The organism is Roseburia sp. 1XD42-69, from assembly GCF_003612565.1.
GTDB lineage: Bacteria > Bacillota > Clostridia > Lachnospirales > Lachnospiraceae > Roseburia_B.
This window is the reverse complement of record NZ_RAZG01000005.1, coordinates 42053-60223: the sequence shown is the minus strand read 5'-3', so window position 1 is coordinate 60223 and position 18171 is coordinate 42053. Positions and strand designations below refer to the sequence as shown.

16 protein-coding genes are annotated in these 18171 nt (G+C 44.7%); 14 read left to right on the top strand and 2 right to left on the bottom strand.

Annotated features, from left to right (window positions below; genetic code table 11):
• Positions 1-14: 14 nt before the first annotated feature.
• From D7Y06_RS03875 to gpmI, 7 genes are all read left to right on the top strand, one after another.
• The gene (locus D7Y06_RS03875) at positions 15-929 is read left to right on the top strand and encodes a chemotaxis protein (RefSeq protein WP_120406520.1); all 915 of its coding nucleotides are present in this window, start codon (positions 15-17) and stop codon (positions 927-929) included.
• Positions 930-1039: 110 nt separating this feature from the next.
• Positions 1040-2581: a hypothetical protein gene (locus tag D7Y06_RS03870; RefSeq protein ID WP_120406519.1), complete on the top strand. Its 1542-nt coding sequence runs from the start codon at positions 1040-1042 to the stop codon at positions 2579-2581.
• 7 nt (positions 2582-2588) lie between these two features.
• Positions 2589-3206, top strand: a complete 618-nt coding sequence (gene hisH / locus D7Y06_RS03865) for an imidazole glycerol phosphate synthase subunit HisH (protein WP_120406518.1) — start codon at positions 2589-2591, stop codon at positions 3204-3206.
• A gap of 2 nt (positions 3207-3208) precedes the next feature.
• Positions 3209-3994 carry an imidazole glycerol phosphate synthase subunit HisF gene (hisF, locus tag D7Y06_RS03860; protein WP_120406517.1) on the top strand — a complete coding sequence of 262 codons (786 nt, stop codon included), beginning with the start codon at positions 3209-3211 and terminating at the stop codon, positions 3992-3994.
• Positions 3981-4661, top strand: coding sequence for a uracil-DNA glycosylase (locus D7Y06_RS03855; protein WP_120406516.1), 681 nt, complete (start codon positions 3981-3983; stop codon positions 4659-4661). The genes hisF and D7Y06_RS03855 overlap by 14 nt, the downstream gene beginning before the upstream one ends.
• 14 nt (positions 4662-4675) lie before the next feature.
• Positions 4676-6151: a CapA family protein gene (locus D7Y06_RS03850; RefSeq protein ID WP_120406515.1), complete on the top strand. Its 1476-nt coding sequence runs from the start codon at positions 4676-4678 to the stop codon at positions 6149-6151.
• A gap of 78 nt (positions 6152-6229) precedes the next feature.
• Positions 6230-7771 (top strand): 2,3-bisphosphoglycerate-independent phosphoglycerate mutase, encoded by a 1542-nt coding sequence (gpmI, locus tag D7Y06_RS03845; RefSeq protein WP_120406514.1) that lies wholly within the window; start codon positions 6230-6232, stop codon positions 7769-7771.
• Positions 7772-7863: 92 nt separating this feature from the next.
• Here the strand turns inward: gpmI and D7Y06_RS03840 are convergent, their stop codons facing one another.
• Positions 7864-8220, bottom strand: coding sequence for a PilZ domain-containing protein (locus tag D7Y06_RS03840; protein WP_120406513.1), 357 nt, complete (start codon positions 8218-8220; stop codon positions 7864-7866).
• 51 nt (positions 8221-8271) lie between these two features.
• A complete protein-coding gene (locus D7Y06_RS03835) occupies positions 8272-8775 on the bottom strand; it encodes a DUF5721 family protein (RefSeq protein ID WP_120406594.1) in 504 nt (167 codons plus the stop codon).
• Between the two features lie 171 nt (positions 8776-8946).
• Here D7Y06_RS03835 and D7Y06_RS03830 point away from each other — a divergent pair, with 171 nt between their 5' ends.
• From D7Y06_RS03830 to D7Y06_RS03800, 7 genes are all read left to right on the top strand, one after another.
• Positions 8947-10230, top strand: a complete 1284-nt coding sequence (locus tag D7Y06_RS03830) for a M18 family aminopeptidase (RefSeq protein ID WP_120406593.1) — start codon at positions 8947-8949, stop codon at positions 10228-10230.
• Positions 10231-10284: 54 nt separating this feature from the next.
• Positions 10285-11508: a transglutaminase domain-containing protein gene (locus tag D7Y06_RS03825; RefSeq protein ID WP_158591222.1), complete on the top strand. Its 1224-nt coding sequence runs from the start codon at positions 10285-10287 to the stop codon at positions 11506-11508.
• A gap of 150 nt (positions 11509-11658) precedes the next feature.
• Complete coding sequence (locus tag D7Y06_RS03820) at positions 11659-12498, top strand: DegV family protein (protein WP_120406511.1); 840 nt, start codon at positions 11659-11661, stop codon at positions 12496-12498.
• A 93-nt stretch (positions 12499-12591) separates the two neighbouring features.
• The gene (locus tag D7Y06_RS03815) at positions 12592-13773 is read left to right on the top strand and encodes a bifunctional folylpolyglutamate synthase/dihydrofolate synthase (RefSeq protein WP_158591220.1); all 1182 of its coding nucleotides are present in this window, start codon (positions 12592-12594) and stop codon (positions 13771-13773) included.
• Positions 13774-13864: 91 nt separating this feature from the next.
• Entirely contained in the window at positions 13865-16027 is a 2163-nt protein-coding gene (nrdD, locus tag D7Y06_RS03810; RefSeq protein WP_120406509.1) for an anaerobic ribonucleoside-triphosphate reductase, read from the top strand.
• Between the two features lie 22 nt (positions 16028-16049).
• Complete coding sequence (gene nrdG / locus D7Y06_RS03805) at positions 16050-16568, top strand: anaerobic ribonucleoside-triphosphate reductase activating protein (RefSeq protein WP_120406508.1); 519 nt, start codon at positions 16050-16052, stop codon at positions 16566-16568.
• 104 nt (positions 16569-16672) lie between these two features.
• Positions 16673-18016 (top strand): S1C family serine protease, encoded by a 1344-nt coding sequence (locus D7Y06_RS03800; RefSeq protein WP_158591218.1) that lies wholly within the window; start codon positions 16673-16675, stop codon positions 18014-18016.
• The last annotated feature ends 155 nt before the right edge of the window (positions 18017-18171 follow it).

Here is an 18171-nt window from a genome sequence, read left to right as displayed (position 1 = left end):
GAGGAGATAGGTTTATGGATACAAATATACTTTTGGAGAGTGGAACGAATGAGTTGGAGGTGTTGGAATTTGCGCTGGGGCAGAACCATTATGGAATAAATGTGTCGAAGATAAAAGAAATTTTATCATACCAGCCAGTGACTCCTATTCCAAATGCCAATCCCTGTGTGGAAGGTGTGTTTATGCCCAGGGATTTGATGATTACGGTAATTAACTTAAAGCGTTGTATCGGTATTGAAGAGGATGAAAATAAAGGGTTGTTTATCATTACCAATTTTAACAAGCTGAATATAGCCTTCCATGTAGACGAGGTTATCGGTATCCACAGGGTATCTTGGGAGGATATCATTAAGCCGGATGCAACGATTAATTCCAGTGAAACCGGTGTATCCACAGGTGTGATTAAGATGGATGACAAATTAATCATCATTCTTGACTTTGAGAAAATTGTTACGGATATCAGCCCGGAGACAGGCTTGAAAGTTTCAGATATTGATGCCTACATCGATGCAAACCGTGACAGAAGCGATAACCCGATTTTGATTGCTGAGGATTCCCCGCTTTTGAGCAAGCTGATTACGGACTGCTTAAAGAAATCCGGTTATACCAAACAGATTGTCACTATGAACGGGCAGGAAGCCTGGGACAAGATTTGTGAGTTTAAAAAAGCAGGGACTTTATACAAAAAAGTCCACTGTATTATTACAGATATTGAGATGCCTCTTATGGACGGCCACCGTCTCACCAAGCTGGCAAAAGAAGATGAAGAGATAAAGAAAATTCCAGTTGTAATTTTCTCTTCCCTGGTAAACGAAGAGATGCGCCGCAAAGGAGAAGAACTTGGTGCGGATGCACAGCTTACAAAACCTGAGATTGGAAATCTGGTAGAGGCTATTGACAGATTAATTGATGCATGTAGTTTTGATTAACCAGACATATGGAACGATGATATTGGGATGTGATGTTATCATCACATCCCTTCATAAGTTAAGGGACTGGTCAGTTCCTGGGATAAAATAGGATACAGGGAGGTATCACGGTGGACAACAAGACGGAAGATTATTTAGACTCCTTGCTGAGTAATATCTCTCCTGAGCATAAACGTCAGGTTCAGGAGAAAAAAAGTTCTGATTATATGGCTGACTTTGAAAAAGAGTTGGAGCATATGGATATGGAGGAGTTTGTCCAGGATTTCGAGAGAGAGATTGACAGAGAGGAAGGGTCGGAAGAGGGGCCTTCTGAGCAGGAATTTTTTGACAATTTAGAGGGGATTGTGGAAAGTGCCCAGAAACCAAAATCAGAGCCTGGTGAGGAAAAAAAGCAGGACGAGGATGGTTTTGAGGTCAATACCATGGAGGATGACGGCTGGACGCAGCCTGCGGAAGGGGAGGAACAGAAGAGTTCTGCTGAAGAGAAGTCCCTGGAAACACCAGAAGAATCCACGGAGCAGGAAGAAAAAGCTCCGGAGGCAGAGGAGAGATCCCAGGATGAGAAGGAGTTAATGGATCTTTTGTCAGAAGTGTCACAAAATGATGAGGAACTTTCTGATATTGGGAATATGCTTAAGGCAGATGAAAATAATGAGCAGGTGGGGGATCAGGAAGTAACAGAGGTCAGCCTGGAAGATATTGTGGGAAGTGAGGAGGAGGACTCCTCAGGAAAAAAGAAAAAAAGAAAAAAGAAAAAAAAGGAAAAAGGTGAGGGAGAATCCTTTTTCAAAAAGCTTTCCCGTGCTCTTTTTGGGGAAGACGATGAGGAAGAGATACAGGGAGGGAATAAAGGAGACTCGGCAGGCTCCAGCGGTTCCTCCTCTCCAGACGCAGGTTTGGATGGTCAGGAACTAGGAAGTATTACAGACGAGAATCTCCAGATTTTGCAAGAATTAAATGGTGCGGGACAGGGAGAGCCGGTTTCTGAGGAAGAGGATAAAAAGGGCAAGAAGAAAAAGAAGAAGAAAGAGAAAAAGCCCAAACAAAAGAAGCAGAAGAAACCGAAAGAGAAAAAGCCCAAGAAACCCAAAAAACCGAAAAAGCCAAAAGAGGTGGATTTATCTCCGCCCCTGCCCAGAGGCCCGGTTATTTTGATATTTGTTATGGGCGCTTCCATTGCTTTGTTTATTTTGCTCAGTTCCAGTCTTTTAAATTATAATAATGATGCATCTTCGGCATCAGCTGCCTATAAAGATGGGGATTATGTTAAGGCCTATCAGATTTTAGAGGGGATGAAGCTGAAAGACGGGGAAAAGGAACTGTATGATAAAGTTGTTGTTTTAGCTTCCGTACAAAATGAGTATCAGGCAGGAGAGAGCCTGTATCTTGCTGGACAGTATAGGAAATCCCTGGATTCTTACATATGTGCTTTGGGAAGGTTTGACGTAAACCAAGAGTTGGCTGAAGAGTCCGGTGCCAAGGAAGAGTTTGCCGCATTAGAGGAGGATATTGTCCTTCAGTTGGGAGAAAAATTCAGCGTAAGCCCGGAGACAGCCAGGGAGATTTATGCTCTTCATGACCGCAAAGAGTACACAAGACGTATTTATGACATTGTAAAGAGCCTGGGACTTTTGGAAGAAGTGGAAGAATAGGAAAAATATGATAGCAATTTTGGATTACGATGCCGGAAACTTGAAAAGTGTGGAAAAAGCTTTGAGTTTTCTGGGAGAAAAAAGTGTGATTACCAGAGACAGAAGGGAAGTGGCTGCGGCGGACAAGGTGATTCTTCCGGGAGTCGGCTCTTTCGGGGCAGCCATGGAACAACTGAAAAAATATGAGATTGATAAGATGCTTGAGGAGGCCAGGGCGGAGAAAAAACCCATATTAGGAATCTGCCTGGGGCTCCAGCTTCTTTTTGACGGCAGCAGTGAAAGCCAGGGAGTGGAAGGGCTTCATCTCCTCTCCGGGGATATTCTTCGGATACCGGATAAGGAGGGACTTAAGATTCCGCATATCGGGTGGAATTCACTGGAATTAAGGAATCATGGAAGGCTGTTTCAGGGAATAAAAGGCAGCCCCTATGTATATTTTGTGCATTCCTACTATTTAAAGGCAAGGGATGAGGAGATTGTAAAAGCCGTTACACAGTACAGCGCCAATATCCATGCCTCCGTGGAAAAAGAGAATATATTTGCATGTCAGTTCCACCCGGAAAAGAGCAGCGGTGTGGGACTTCGCATTCTGGCAAATTTTGCAAAAGTACAGGGAGGGGCATAGTTATGTTTACAAAGCGTATTATTCCCTGCCTGGATGTAAAAGACGGCAGGGTGGTAAAAGGTGTTAATTTTGTTGATTTAAAGGACGCAGGAGATCCGGTGGAGATTGCGGCTGCCTATGACAAGGCGGGCGCCGATGAAGTTGTTTTTTTGGATATCACCGCATCCTCCGATGCCAGAGGGACCGTGGTGGATATGGTAAGGCGTGTGGCGGAGAAAGTCTTTATCCCATTTACCGTTGGAGGGGGTATCCGAACTGTGGAGGATTTTAAGGTGCTGCTCCGGGAGGGGGCAGATAAGATTTCTATAAATTCTGCAGCGATTAACCGTCCGGAGTTGATTTCCGAGGCGGCGGATAAATTTGGGAGCCAGTGCGTGGTGGTAGCCATTGATGCCAGAAGAAGAGACGATGGGGGCTGGAATATTTATAAAAACGGCGGCAGAGTAGATGTGGGAATCGACGCTATAGAATGGGCAGTGAAAGCAGAGAAGTTAGGCGCCGGGGAAATTCTTCTTACCAGTATGGACTGCGACGGTACAAAAGGGGGCTATGATTTAAAGCTTACCAGGGAGATTGCAGACAGTGTATCTATTCCTGTGATTGCCTCCGGTGGAGCCGGCACAGAGGAACATTTTTACGAAGCCCTTACTGCGGGAGGAGCCGATGCGGCTTTGGCGGCATCACTTTTCCACTATAAGGAACTGGAGATTATGAATTTGAAAAGATACCTTGCAGAAAAAGGAGTTTCTGTGAGAATGCAGGGGGAAACAAATTATGGCAATGATTGACAATGACTGGCTTCAGGTGCTTTCCGGTGAATTTAAAAAGCCCTATTACAGGGAATTATATACTTTTGTAAAGGAAGAATACAATAAAGCTTTGGTGTATCCTCCATCAGATGATATTTTTAACGCATTTCACTTTACGCCGCTGAGTAAAGTAAAGGTATTGATTTTGGGACAGGATCCCTATCACAACACAAACCAGGCCCACGGCCTCAGCTTTTCTGTTCCGGTGTCCCAAAAAGAAATTCCTCCTTCCCTGCAAAATATTTACAAGGAACTGGAGGAGGACTGCGGCTGTTATATTCCAAATAACGGCTATTTAAAAAAATGGGCTGACCAGGGTGTGCTTCTTTTAAACACGGTTCTCACTGTGCGGGCCCATCAGGCAAATTCCCATCAGGGGAAAGGGTGGGAGCAGTTTACGGACGCGGTGATTTCTGCGGTAAATGCCCAGGAGAGGCCTATTGTATATATGCTTTGGGGCAAACCTGCCCAGAGTAAAATCCCCATGCTTACCAATAGAGAACATTTAATCTTAAAAGCGCCTCATCCAAGCCCCCTGTCCGCATACCGGGGATTTTTTGGATGCAGGCATTTCAGTCAGGCAAATGACTTTTTGGAGAGCCGGGGCGTTGAGAAAATTGACTGGCAGATTGAAAATATTTTATAACGGAAAGGGAGACTATGAAAAAGAAACCATACATAGCGTGTCTTCTTTCTGTAATTTGTTTGGTTTCCCTTCTTTGCGGCTGCAGCGGCGGGCATGACGTGGCGGAGATGGTGACAAGTATAAGGGCGAAAACCCGTCCTGAGCTTACGGTAAAAGATACGGAAGTGCCGGAATCCAGGGAGGAACGGCGGAGAGATATAACAGAGCAGGAAAGTCCTGTATTTTCTTCTGGTTATTCAAGTTCCATAGAGGAGATGGATGATGCGTATCAGGTTATTTTACAGAACTGTACCAGTGAGTTTATCGGCAATTATCCCCTGGATGAAGCTTTTTTAAACTGGCTGGATGGGGAATACGGGGATGAATGCATCTTAAAACTTGCCCAGGAGAGCTGCTCGAAAAATCCCAGGCAGGATATGTGGTATGAACTTACCGGGAACAGTATACATGTGCTCTGGCTTGTGTACTGCGGTCAGACAGGGTTCAGCCAGTATTGTACGGAGAATGTGGAGTGGAAAGTCTGCGGCAGCATGTCAGAAATCACCTTGGAATTTACGGGGGATGTTAATTTTTCAGAAGGGTATGTTACCACAAAGCATATGGATAAATCTCCCGGGGGAATTTATGATTGTTTCTCCCCGGAACTTTTAGAGGAGATGAACGCTGCGGATATTATGATGGTAAACAATGAGTTTACCTACAGTACCAGAGGAAAGGCCATTCCTAAAAAAGCCTATACTTTTCGGGCGCATCCTTCCCGGGTAGAAAATTTAAAGGCTTTTGGTACGGATATTGTGAATGTGGCCAATAACCATGTGTATGATTACGGCCCGGAGGCACTTTTGGATACCATAGAAACTTTAGACCGGGCTGGAATTCCCCATGTGGGGGCAGGGGCGAATCTCAAGGAGGCAAGCAAGCCTTACTATTTTGTGTGCAACGGAAGAAAAATTGCCATTGTATCAGCGACCCAGATAGAGCGCTCTTATAATTACACAAAGGAGGCCACGGAGAATTCACCTGGAGTCTTAAAAAGTTTAGATCCCTCTAAATTTGTGGAAGTGATAAAAGAGGCGAGAAAGAACAGCGATTATGTGATTGTTAATATTCACTGGGGAACAGAGGGGGACAGTAATTTTGGCAGAGACCAGAAAAATCTGGCAGTATCCTTTGCAAGGGCAGGTGCAGATGTGATTATCGGCGGCCACACCCACTGTCTACAGGGATTTGATTTTGTGGAGGGAGTTCCTGTTATTTACAGTCTGGGAAATTTCTGGTTTAGCAGCAGTACTCAGGATACCGGTCTTGCAAAAGTAACTATAGATGAAAAAGGAAAATTGACCCTGGGATTTATTCCCTGTATTCAAAAGGACACAAAGACATCTTTGGTGAGGGATGAGGCGGAAAAACAGAAAATACTGGATTTTATGCAGAAGCATTCTGCTCCCGGAGTTATCGTGAATCCAGACGGAACCATTTCCCAGGGGTAGACAAATACTTCGGCCTGGGTTAAAATATGGTAAGAAAACAAAAATCTTATTATAAATAATAGAAAGAAGGAGAAAGAAATGAGCAAAAAACCTACCGTTTTAATGATTTTAGATGGTTTTGGACTGAATGAGAAGACAGAGGGCAATGCAGTGTCACAGGCAAAGACCCCGGTGATTGACGGTTTGATGAAAGACTGTCCTTTTGTGAAAGGCAATGCCAGCGGTTTGGCTGTAGGCCTTCCTGACGGGCAGATGGGCAATTCCGAAGTAGGTCATTTAAATATGGGAGCCGGCAGGATTGTATACCAAGAACTTACCAGAATTACAAAAGAGATTGAAGACGGGGATTTCTTTCAGAATCCTGAATTGTTAAAGGCTATAGCAAATGTAAAAGCGAACAATTCCAAACTTCATCTCTATGGACTTTTGTCAGACGGAGGAGTGCACAGCCATATCACACATCTCTACGGGCTTTTGGAGCTGGCAAAGAGAGAGGGGATTTCCCAGGTGTATGTTCACTGTTTCTTAGACGGAAGAGATACCTCCCCCACTGCCGGGAAAGGCTTTATCGAAGCCCTGGAAGAAAAAATGAAAGAGATTGGGGTGGGCAAAATCGCTTCTATCTGCGGGCGTTATTATGTGATGGACAGAGATAACCGCTGGGACCGTGTGGAGGCGGCTTATAAAGCTTTGACCCTTGGGGAAGGCAATACGGCAGCTTCTGCAGGGGAGGCAATTTCCAAGAGTTATGATGAGGATAAGACAGACGAGTTTGTGATGCCTACCGTTATCACAGAAAACGGAAAGCCATTGGCAGTTATAGAGGATAAGGACAGTATTATTTTCTTTAATTTCCGTCCGGACCGCGCAAGGGAGATTACCAGGGCATTTTGTGCAGATGAGTTTGACGGGTTTGACAGAGGGGTCAGAAAAGATGTGACCTATATCTGTTTTACAGAATATGATGTGACAATTCCCAACAAAGAGATTGCATTTAAGAAAGTGGAATTGAAAAATACATTTGGAGAATATTTGGCAGACCATGGAAAAACCCAGGCAAGGATTGCCGAGACAGAAAAATATGCCCATGTGACCTTCTTTTTCAACGGCGGCGTGGAGGAGCCAAATAAGGGTGAGGATAGAATTCTTGTAAAATCCCCCAAGGTTGCAACTTATGACTTACAGCCCCAGATGAGTGCGCCGGAAGTCTGTGAGAAGTTGGTGGATGCAATCAAAAGTGATAAATATGATGTGATTATTATCAACTTTGCAAATCCAGATATGGTGGGCCACACCGGAATTTTAGAGGCTGCCGTAAAGGCAGTGGAGACGGTGGATGCCTGTGTGGGCAAAGCGGTAGACGCCATTAAGGAAGTAAACGGGCAGATGTTTATCTGTGCAGACCACGGGAATGCAGAACAGTTGGTTGACTATGAAAACGGAGGAAGCTTTACCGCCCACACCATCAATCCTGTTCCCTTTATCCTGGTAAATTATGATGATGCTTACACATTGCGGGAAAATGGCTGTCTGGCAGATATTATTCCCACTATGATTGAGATGATGGGTATGGAACAGCCCGAAGAGATGACAGGAAAATCCCTTCTGATAAAAAAGTAATAAAAATAAGTAAATAGTATCGGACAGCCGGCCAAAGCCGGCTGTCTTGTTATGTGCAGGGAAAGATGGTTTTTCCAAACCTATCATATCCCTTACTCAGAGATAGATTTTGCCATTTCATCTAAAAGCGCCTGGAGATTATCAGGCTGATGGGTAAACTCACATCCATAGAGATACCGATTATGGTCTACTGCGTCACTGCGGATAATTTTAACGCCTGTAAAGACTTTGTTTTTATGGGCGGGATTTTCCAGCGCTGCGTCAAAAAAATATCCTATGGGCAGCACGCATTCTGTGATAAAGGCAATTCCCGACAGGGAGATATCTATAATTTGAATCGGGGAGTCTAAATTTTTCAGGTCCGCCAAAGCCGGGTCCTGACGGTACAAATCGGAAATGCTAAGGTGCAGGGTAACGTTTATTCTTGGGTTTCGTCTTCTTTCTATCACGGTACGTTCCTCCTATGACGTAAATTTAATAACACATATTTTTGTAAAAACTCAGGCTTCTTCCCAGGCTATGGAATGTTTGGAGAGAAATTTTTTTACCATTTTGTCCCACTCATGGTTTAATGTCTTTTCCGTGGTAAATGTTTTGTAAGAAATTCCCGTGGTGGCTGCCAGGGAACCATTTTGGTATGTGATGTTTAGAAACATTCCCCCCACATCTAAGGGAGTGAGCCCGCTTTCAGAGAGGGAGAGGGTTTTTTCCAGATTTATGGGGGAGAGCATCAGCACAAATTTAAAATATACAGGAGTCTTTTTTCCACGTATTAACTGGTAAAGGGCAGGCCGCATATAGGAATAGGGAAGGATATCCCCCACGGTGAGATTTTGTTCTTCCAATTCCTCCCTGGAAAAATAGTCCTTTTTCAAGTGTCCGTCAATGGTAAAAGTGATATCCTGGGAAATGACAGCTTCCGGCATGAGGAAGTGGTCAAAAATTTCTCCCCGGAGAAGCTGGTTCATAAAGTTTTTTATATCGGTTAGTTGTAGCGAAATCATAAAAATCCTTTCTGGGCAAATCTGCATTCTTTTCTTAAGTTTATCATAATCCCTTTGAAAAGTTCAACAGAATATAGTAAAATATTACTTGTATTGTAACAGCAAACTGTTTTGACTCCGCCGCTTAAAAGCGGCATTGTGTGGGAACAGGGAAAGGAAAACCGGAATACTATGACGGATATACAGGGATTATTTGAATTGATAAAAAGGGGAACCTCCAGCAGCCATACGGCGGCTTTTGTCAGGGAAGGCCTGCTTACATGTGGTTTTTCAGAACTTTCCATGAAGGAGGATTGGGAGCTGAACAGAGGGGGAAAATATTTTATCCACTACTGCGGCAGCACTCTGATTGCTTTTACCCTGGGGGAAGATTACCAGGAGGGGGACGGATTTCGCATGGGGGCGGCTCACACGGATTTCCCCTGTTTTAAGATAAAGCCAAATCCTGAGATTGTGACAAAAGGATACGGAAAACTGAATCTGGAGGCTTACGGGGGAGGGATTTTAAATACCTGGTTGGACCGTCCTCTCTCTGTGGCAGGCCGGGTGGCTTTAAGAAGCAGCGATGTGTTTGCACCGAGGATGGAGTATGTGGATTTTAACCGTCCCCTTATGACGATACCAAATCTGGCAATCCATATGAACCGGGAGGTGAACAAAGGGATAGAACTGAACAAACAGACGGATTTGCAGCCTGTTTTACAATATATGAAAGAGGAAAAAGACAGCAGGTACTTTAAAGAACTTTTGGCCCGGGAACTTGGGGCAGAGCCGGAGGATATTTTAGATTACGAACTTACTGTGTACTGCTTTGAGGATCCCTGTGTCCTGGGGGGAAAGGAAGAATATGTTTCAAGTCCCAGGCTTGACAATTTAACTTCCGTCTATGGGCTTTTAGAGGGCATTACAACTTCCCAAAGAAAAAAAGGTATTAATCTCGCAGCGTATTTTGACCATGAGGAGATTGGGAGCAGGACAAAACAGGGAGCGGCTTCACTGCTTCTTAGGGATGTGCTCACAAGGATTTTACATTCCCTAGGGGAAGAGGGGCAGAGCGTGTCAAAGGACATTTACCGGAGCATGCTTTTATCTCTTGATGTGGCTCATGGACTTCACCCCAACCAGGCGGGAAAAATGGACATTACGAATCAGCCTGTGTTAAACGAAGGATTTTGTATCAAAGAATCCTCTGTCCAGTCCTACGCAACGGACTGCGAGGCCGTTGCCGTATTACAGCAGATTTGCCAGAAGGAGAATATTCCCTTCCAGAAATTTGTGAACCGGTCTGATTTGCCTGGAGGAAGTACTTTGGGAGCCATTGCTTCCACGTTTCTTCCCATTCCTGTGGTGGATATGGGTGTCCCCATACTTGCCATGCACTCTGCCAGGGAGTTTATGGGGAGACAGGATTTGGAGGCTTTCACAGAGTGCATAAAAGCTTTCTACAGGTTATGATATGACGAAACGGGAAAGTATTGGGTATGATTTTACATGGGAGGATGCATACTTGTGAGAAATTTGTTAAAGAGAACATTTTTATCTGTTTTATCTGCCCTTTTATTTCTGCAGTTGTGGGGCTGCAGCACAAAAGAGTTTGCAGAAACTTTCAGCCGCATTGAAAACAGCATTAAGGAGGAAATCGGTTCCGAGTACCGGGGGGCGGAGGATACCCAGGCGGTGTGGGAGGATGCGGATATTGAAAAAAAGCCGGAGGAAGAGACGAAGGTTTCCCTGGCGGAAAATTTCGGCGTCAATTATGCTTACAGTACATTGGATGAGGAGACAAGAATTGTATATGACGAAGTTTTAGATGCCATATTATCCCATGAGGAAGAGGTATCTGTTTCCACTGTGGACACAAAAATTCTGGAAAATGCCTACAAAGCCGTATGTGCGGATTACGGCGGCCTGTTTTGGGTTTCCGGCTATGTCTACACCCAGTATACCAGGGGGGGAAAACTGGTGGGAATGGATTTCACGCCGAAATATACCATGTCCCATGAGGAGCGAATCGGCATCCAGGAACAGATTGACGATTCTGTGGAGGAGCTTTTAGCTGGAATTTCCGTTTCAAACTCCGACTATGAAAAGGCAAAATATGTGTTTGAAATTTTAATCCAGAATGTGGATTATGACGCATCCATGGAAAATAACCAGAATATTATCAGTGTCTTTTTAAGCAGGGCAACCGTCTGTCAGGGGTATGCCTGCGCTACCCAGTATCTTTTAAACAAGCTGGGAGTTCCAAGCACCATTGTCACAGGTACGGCAGAGGGTGAGTCCCACGCCTGGAACCTGGTGCGGCTTGACGGAAATTATTACTATATGGATACCACCTGGGGAAATTCCAGGTATTTAGACGACAGCAGCCAAATAGAAAAATATGTAAATTACAGTTATCTTGCAGTAACCTCTGAGGAAATCAGCAGGACCCACGTGTTGGACAGCAGTTTTCCACTGCCGGAATGTACAAGTATGGAGAATAATTATTTTGTCCGGGAGGGAAAATACTTTACGGAGTGGAATCCGGAAAATGTAGGCAGTCTTTTTGCCCAGGCGTGGAGTCAGGGGGGAGGAGGGATGTCGGTGAAATTTTCCTCCCCGGAACTGTATCAGCAGGCTATCCAATATTTTATTGCGGATCAGCATATTGCAGATTACTGCGAAAAGATATCTTCTATTTATTATCTGGAAGACCCGGAGCAGTATGTGCTCACTATAAATTTTGTATAGTTTAGCCGGCTTGGAGACGATTTCCAAAGGGATTATACATTTTCCTCTATACAAGTAAGAAAAAGTGTGCTATTATATGTAGTAATTAATACTACGTATAATAGAAAAACAGATGATAAGATATAGAAAGTATTTGTTCTGGAGGTAGAAATGTATAAAATTGTGATTGACAGCTGCGGGGAGCTGACCCAGGAGTTAAAAGAGGATGGCCACTATGTGAATGTTCCCCTGGAAATGGATATCAATGGATATCGTGTGGTGGACGATGAGACCTTCGACCAGGCGGATTTTTTAAAGCGTGTAAAGGAAAGCCCTGTAGGGCCAAAATCTTCCTGCCCTTCACCGGAAGCTTATATGGAAGCTTTTCAGGGAGATGCGGACCATATTTATGTGGTGACGCTGTCCAAAGAGTTATCCGGCTCTTACAATAGTGCTGTGCTGGCAAAAAATCTCTTTGAGGAGGAGCACGGCACAGAGAAAAAGATTTATGTGTTCAATTCCAGGTCCGCCTCCGTGGGTCAGACTCTCATTGGCATGAAAGCCCAGGAGTGTGAAGAGTCCGGCTGTTCTTTTGAGGAAACTGTGGAGAGGGTGGAGCAGTATATCAAAACACAGAATACTTACTTTGTATTAGAGACCCTGGAAGTTTTAAGGAAAAACGGAAGGCTCAGCAACCTGAAAGCCTTTGTGGCAAATGCCTTAAATATCAAACCTATAATGGGGGCAACCCCGGAGGGGATGATCTGCCAGCTTGGCAAGGCGAGAGGGATGAATAAGGCATTAAAACAGATGGTTGACACTATGTTTAAGCAGACAGAGGATTTGGAAAACCAGATTTTGGCCATTTCCCACTGTAACTGCCCCCAGAGAGCCAAGGCGGTAAAGGAAGATATAGAGAGGCTTGCGAAATTTAAGAAAATCATTGTGGTGGATACGGCGGGAATCAGCAGCATGTATGCCAGTGACGGCGGTATTATTATGGTGGTTTAGTTCGCTGAGAAAATGGAATATACAGATATATTGGGAAAATTTGAAGGAGCTCCCCGCTTTGGGAGTCTTCCAGGCGTAAAAATAAGTGAAAAAATGTTAGCTGCAGTGGGAAATCCCCAGAAGGGTCTGCCTTTTATCCATATCGCAGGCACTAATGGAAAAGGATCCACTGCAGCCTTTTTGCGCTCTGTTTTAACAGAGGCGGGATACAGGACGGGAATGTATACTTCTCCCCATTTAGAGGATTTTAGAGAGCGCTTTTCTATAGACGGTGAAAAAATTTCAAAGGAAGATTTTAGGAGTATAGGAGAGTGGATTTTAGGACAAAATTTTGAGGTAAGCCCTACGATGTCAGATTACTGCCTATTGCTCTCTTTGTATTATTTTAAGAAGTATCATTGTGATGTTGCGATTTTTGAGACAGGGCTTGGAGGGAGACTGGATTCCACAAATGCCCTGGGCATACCTAAGGTGGGAGTCCTCACTAAAATCGGCTATGACCATACAGGGATATTGGGGAATACCATTTCGGAGATTGCCCTGGAAAAAGCAGGAATCTTAAAGCAAGGATGCCGGGCCGTATCAGGGCCTCAGACAAGGGAGGCGGAGGAAGTGTTTGAGAGGTACTGCAGAGAACGGCACATCCCTGTTACTTTTGTGGTAAGGCAAGAGATAAAAAGAGATGGGGAGACATTCTCTTATCCCGGAGTGGGAAATTTTCAAATCTCCATGTTGGGAAAGTATCAGAGGGAAAACGCCTTGACGGCGGTTTTGGCCCTCAAAGAGCTAAAGGATATGGGGTATCATATTTCAGAGGAGGCATTACATCAGGGGATTTTTAAGGCAAAGTGGCCCGGAAGAATGGAAGTCTTAAGGAGAGAACCTTTTCTTTTGGCAGACGGGGCTCATAATCACGACGGGGTTTTGGCTCTGGCGGACAGCCTGAGGGAATTATATCCTGGAGAAAAATTTCACTTTGTCATGGGTGTCCTGGTAGATAAAGATTACCGTCATATGGCAGATGCAATTCTTCCCCTTGCCCATGATGTGGTAACTTTTACGTTGGAACATGAGCGGGCCTTAAATGGGGAATATTTGGCTTCTTATATCAGGGGCCAGGGGGTTTTTGCAAGGCACAGCTTTTCTATGGAGGATGCATTTGCACAAAATTTTGATGGGGAAAAAGCGGGGAAGGAGAGGAAGACAGTGGCTTTCGGTTCCCTGTACTTTGTGGGGGCTTTGCGGAACTACATAAAGTCTCTGCACAATATATAGAATAGTATTGACATTTTAATACCAGATGTAGTACAATCTACTTCGATATGATGAATAGGTTGAATGAATATGCAGGACGAAGGAGAAGGATATGAACATCATTAAACGCAGCGGGACAGAAGAAGTTTTTGATATTGACAAAATTCGCATGGCTCTTGTGAAGGCAAATAATTCAGTGGTGGACAGCGAGCAGCTAACCGAGGAGCAGATTGAGGATATATCAAAACATGTAGAAGACATCTGTACAGGGATGGACCGTGCTTTAAATGTGGAAGAGATACAGGATTTAGTGGAAAATGAGATTATGGGGCAAAACGCTTTTGCCGTGGCAAGGAATTATATCACTTACCGGTACGAGAGGGCTCTTGTGCGAAAGGCAAATTCCACGGATAAACAGATATTAAGCCTGTTGGAATGTGACAATGAAGAGGTAAAGCAGGAAAATTCTAATAAGAATCCTACGGTAAACAGCGTGCAGCGGGATTATATGGCAGGTGAGGTGAGCAAAGACATTACCCGGCGTTTTCTTTTGCCGGCAGATATTGTGGAGGCCCATGAAAACGGTATGATTCACTTTCACGATTCCGATTATTTTGCCCAGCACATGCACAACTGCTGTCTTGTGAACCTGGAGGATATGCTGCAAAACGGTACGGTAATCAGCGGCACAATGATTGAAAAACCCCATACTTTCTCCACAGCATGTAATATTGCCACCCAGATTATCGCCCAAATTGCCAGTTCCCAGTATGGGGGACAGAGTATTTCCCTGTCCCACTTAGCTCCCTTTGTAGATATTAGCAGGCAGGGGTTTCGGGAGACAGTGAAAAAGGAATTTGAAGAGGCAGGGCTTCCCCTAAATCCCAAACAGTTAGAGCAGGTAGTGGAGTCCAGGGTGTTAGAGGAGATTAACAGGGGCGTTCAAATGATCCAGTATCAGGTGATTACCCTGATGACCACAAACGGACAGGCGCCTTTTGTTACAGTGTTTATGTACCTGGGGGAAGTGCCGGAGGGGAGAACCAGGGATGACCTGGTCCTTGTGATTGAGGAAGTGCTGCGCCAGAGGATTTATGGGGTGAAAAATGAAGCCGGGGTTCTAGTTACACCTGCCTTTCCCAAGTTGATTTACGTCTTGGAGGAAGACAATATTACAGAGGACAGCAAATATTGGAATTTGACAAAGCTTGCGGCGGAGTGCACCGCAAGGCGCATGGTTCCTGACTATATTTCAGAAAAGGTTATGAAAGAGCTAAAACAGGGGAACTGTTATCCCTGTATGGGCTGCCGCTCTTTCCTTACTGTCTATAAAGACGAACAGGATAAATATAAGTTTTACGGGAGATTTAACCAGGGAGTTGTGACCATTAACCTTGTGGATGCGGCCTGTACTTCCGAGGGGGATGTGGGGAGGTTCTGGGAAATTTTGGACGATCGCCTGGAGCTCTGCCACCGGGCTTTAATGTGCAGGCATGAAAGGTTAAAAGGCACACCTTCCGATGTGGCGCCTATTTTATGGCAGTACGGGGCTCTGGCAAGGCTTAAAAAGGGAGAAACTATTGATAAGCTTTTGTATAACGGGTACTCTACGATTTCCCTGGGATATGCAGGGCTTTCTGAATGTACTTTTTACATGACAGGAAAAACCCACACGGATATAGAGGCTACGCCTTTTGCCCTTCAGGTGATGCAGCACTTAAACGATGCCTGCAAACGCTGGAAAGAAGAGTCAAACATCGATTTCAGCGTCTATGGAACTCCTTTGGAATCCACCACATACAAGTTTGCAAAGTGTCTTCAAAAGCGCTTTGGGGTGATTCCCGGGGTAACAGATAAAAATTATATTACAAATAGTTACCATGTCCATGTGACAGAGCAGATTGATGCCTTTGCCAAGCTGAAATTTGAATCCCAGTTCCAGATGCTCTCCCCCGGCGGAGCCATCAGCTATGTGGAGGTGCCCAATATGACGAACAACATAGAGGCGGTGCTCTCTGTCGTACAGTATATTTATGATAATATTATGTACGCAGAGTTGAATACAAAAAGCGATTACTGTCAGATTTGCGGTTACGACGGGGAAATTAAGGTTGTAAGCGACCAGGACGGCAAACTGGTGTGGGAGTGCCCCAACTGCAAAAACCGGGACCAGGATAAAATGAATGTGGCCAGAAGAACCTGCGGTTATATTGGGACCCAGTTTTGGAACCAGGGAAGGACTCAGGAAATCAAAGAGCGGGTGCTGCATTTGTAATCTGAGGTAAGAAGGAGTTGTCATGCATTATTCAGCAGTAAAATATTTTGATATAGCAAATGGGACGGGAGTTCGCACCGTCCTTTTTGTATCCGGGTGCAGAAACCATTGTAAAGGCTGTTTCCAGCCGGAGACATGGGACTTTGCCCACGGGGAAGTCTTTACGGGGGAGACGGAGGACGCTATTATAGAATCTTTAAAACCTCCCTATATTGCCGGGTTGACTCTATTGGGGGGAGACCCTTTTGAACCGGAAAACCAAAAGTGCCTTCTTCCTTTCCTGCGCAGGGTAAAGGAGAAGTGTGCTGGGAAAAATATCTGGGCATATACCGGATATTTACTGGATACTGATTTGGCGGAGGGCGGAAAATGTGCCACAGGGGATACAAAAGAAATGCTTTCCTATATAGATGTTTTGGTGGACGGTCCTTTCGTGGAGAAAGAGTACAGCATTCAGTTAAAATTTAAAGGTTCTGCCAATCAGAGGGTAATAGACTGTAAACATTATGTGGACACTGGAGAAATCAGAGAAATCATGTAAAACATAAAATTTTCATATTTTAATCAAAAACTCAACATAAATTCCGGTTAGACTACTCCTTGAAAAGAAGTAAATTTCACATATATACGAAAGGAGATATGGCTATGAGCACAAAAAGTTTTACAGGTAAACTTGCAAAATGTGCATCCCTTGCACTGGTGTTTGGCATTGTAGGAGGAATTGCTTTTCAGGGGACAAATTATTTTATGGAAGGACATTTGTCTGGAAGGGATATTTCAGATACGGAGACACAGATAGAATCCACCAGCATCCAGCCTACAAAAACCTATGGAAAAACGGAGACTACGGACATCTCCCAGGTGGTAGATGGGGTGATGCCCTCTATTGTGGCAATTACAAGCCTAACCCAGCAGGAAGTTCTTAGTTTTTTTGGGGGACGCACCATAGAAAGTGAGAGCAGCGGCTCTGGGATTATCATCAGCAGAGACCAGGATAAGCTTTATATTGCAACCAATAACCATGTGGTGGAGAAAGCAAAGACTCTAACTGTCCAGTTTTCCGATGACTCCACGGCAGAGGCAACGGTGAGAGGTACGGCTCCCTCCAATGATTTGGCAGTAGTGTCAGTAAACCTGTCAGATTTAAGTGAAGATACCTTAAAGACAATAAAAGAAGCGGTAATCGGAGATTCCACGAAACTTTCTGCAGGCCAGGCGGCCATTGCTATCGGCAATGCCCTGGGGTATGGGCAGTCTGTTACCACAGGCGTAATCAGCGCATTAGAGCGGGAAGTTTCCATGCAGGATGACACAAGCGGACAAACTTTTACCAATAAGCTGATTCAGACAGACGCAGCTATTAATCCGGGAAACAGCGGCGGTGCACTAATCAATTCCAAGGGGGAAGTCATCGGCATCAATTCTTCCAAATATTCCGACACGGCTGTGGAGGGAATGGGATTTGCCATCCCTATGGCAACTGCAAAGCCTATCTTAGAGGATTTGATAGCAAACGGTAAAACAACTACCACAGGCACGCCTTATCTTGGAATCTACGGTGTGGATGTGACAGATGAAGTGTCTGAGAATTACAATATGCCAAAAGGCGTCTATATAGCCCAGGTAGTAAAAGGCGGCGGTGCGGAACTGGCAGGATTAAAAGTCGGAAATATTATCACCGCAGTAAACGGTGAGGAAGTTGCATCCATGGAAGAATTAAAGGGCAAAATCAGCATTTGTCAAGTGGGGGATACGGTGAAACTTACCGTACTTACCGCAAATAACGGTTCCTATGATGAAGCGGAGATAGAGGTGAAATTGTCCAGCCAGCAGACAGGAGAGGCATCTTCTGACAGTAAGGATAGCAACAATAAGGAAGAGGAGCAGCCTGAGGATGGCCGGCAGGAAATGCCCCAGCTGCCCTGGGAGGAGGAAGAGGAACTGCCAGGGGAAGGGGGACCAGATGTGTTCCCTTGGAGAAATTGGTAAGATGATAATCAGAAGCCCGCGAAAGTGCAATCTGCTTTCGGGGGCTTTCTGGGAGCACTTTTGTTGTCTAAAATAAAGTTTATATGCATATGTATTTGTAAAATTTAATACCGAATGTCACCGAAATCCTGCCAAATGCCACATAGTACTTGTAA